2 protein-coding genes are annotated in these 1,850 nt (G+C 38.8%); both read right to left on the reverse strand.

Translation table 11 applies throughout. The features are described from left to right. Window positions 1–24 precede the first annotated feature (24 nt). Window positions 25–477: a cold-shock protein gene (locus B3I52_RS15395; RefSeq protein ID WP_293302959.1), complete on the reverse strand. Its 453-nt coding sequence runs from the start codon at window positions 475–477 to the stop codon at window positions 25–27. Between the two features lie 204 nt (window positions 478–681). After that, window positions 682–1,377: a 3-keto-disaccharide hydrolase gene (locus B3I52_RS15400; protein ID WP_293302961.1), complete on the reverse strand. Its 696-nt coding sequence runs from the start codon at window positions 1,375–1,377 to the stop codon at window positions 682–684. Window positions 1,378–1,850 lie beyond the last annotated feature (473 nt).

Consider the following 1,850-nt stretch of genomic DNA (forward strand, 5'->3'; position numbering starts at 1 on the left):
TAAAAATAACACCCAAAACTCACCTTATTTAGTTACAGAAACTCTAACGGCAGTTGGCCCTTTTTGACCTTTTTCTACTTCAAAAGTTACTTTGTCGCCTTCTTTTATTTGAGTTTTTAAGCCATTTACGTGTACAAAAACGCTTTCTTGTGTTTCGCTGTTTCTAATAAAGCCATAACCTTTGCTTTCGTTAAAAAAAGTAACGGTGCCTTTTTTAATAGGATCTTCATCAATAATGTCTTCTTGGCGTGCAACACCAATCTGAATGTCATCAGTATTGATTACTTTTTTCTTTTTCGGATCTGGTGGTGTAGAGGTAATGTTGCCATTCTCGTCAACGTAAGCCATCATGTCTTCTAATGACATGCTTTTCTTGTTGGCTTGTCGTTCTTCTCTTTTTTCTAGCTTGTCGTTTCTCTTCTTTAATCGTTTTTTCTCGTTTTCTTTTTTGTTAAAAGTTGCTTGAGATTTAGCCATATTTTTTAATTAACTATTTTGTGCATCGTTTAAATGCAAGTGTATTTGGCATTATTGCCAGGGTAGTAAATGAAAGTATCTGGAAACTAATCGGGATACAGTAGCCGAGCGAAATTATGGGTGGTTGTTTTAAGATTTACAAAGATACGAAAAATTAAAGCAAATATCAATTTATGAGCAAAGGTTAGGAAACGCCCTTAGGGCTTATTTACTGAGCTTTTTTATAGGTGTAAGTGCTAGTTTCCTAAATTCTACTTCACTGCCTTCGGCTTGCAAGGCAATTTGGCCTTTGGTAGCGGTACAATTGTAACCGTCGTTTACTAATGTGCCGTTTACCCAAACCCTTACTTTATCTTTCAGGCACTCAATGCGCATGCTATTCCATTCGCCTAAGGCTTTTTCCGAATCGTCGGTTAGGTTTTTAATGCGTCTGCCATTTTTTTTATTAACGCTCCACTCTGCCTTTGGCCCACGTCTTTCTTCCATGTTGGGCACGGTAATGTCTTCTTCTATGCACCAAAAGTCGCCAGCATCTTTATGCTGCATTTGTACCTCTAACGATTTTGGGAACATCTTGTACAGTACTCTTGGGGTTGAAGCGTGCACCAGTACACCGCAATTTCCGGGCTTTCCCGCAAAGCGATATTCTACATCTAAGCGGTAATCTGCATAGCTTTCATCAGTAATTAAATGCCCACGGGGATCGCCCATGCTTACCAATTTGCCATCTCTCACTATAAAAGAAGCCGCAGTATCGGGGTTTTTGTCTTTCCCGGGCACATCGGCATGCCAGCCTGTTAAATCTTTGCCGTTAAATAAGCTGATGGTTTTTTGGGCATTAACAGTATAGGTTAAACTGACTAATAATAGAGAGATGGAAAGGCTGCTTTTCTTGAACATGTTGATTTGGGTTTTTTATCAAATGTAGGTAATTGAAAGAAAATTGTAGAGACTTTTAGAATTAATTATAAAGGGTCTGTGAGCCACATACCTTGGTTAATAATTTTGCTTTAGTACTTTTTAATAACATCGCCGTCATCTTAAACATCTTGTCATCCAGAGCTTACCGACTTACCGGAACAAGTAGTCGAAGGATCTTTGGCGGCCTAACATAACAATTAGCCCAAGCGGACGCCATAGGGGTGCTTGTGCTTTTCTGTTCTTAGAGATTAAGAGAAATAGTTTTATTGTAACTAATTAGAGGAGGTTTTTTGAATGAGGCCCAAGCAAATGCTGGCGCCAGAGTGGGTTGCTTTCATTGTACCCGTCTTTGCGAGTTTACGAAGCAATCTCATTTTTTAGCTTCATACCTATAAATCGGTGAAGGTTAGCGGTGGTGGAACTTTTTCTTTTTTCTTTTCCATTGATGAAAA

This window comes from Pedobacter sp. UBA4863, from assembly GCF_002399615.1.
Lineage (GTDB): Bacteria > Bacteroidota > Bacteroidia > Sphingobacteriales > Sphingobacteriaceae > Pedobacter.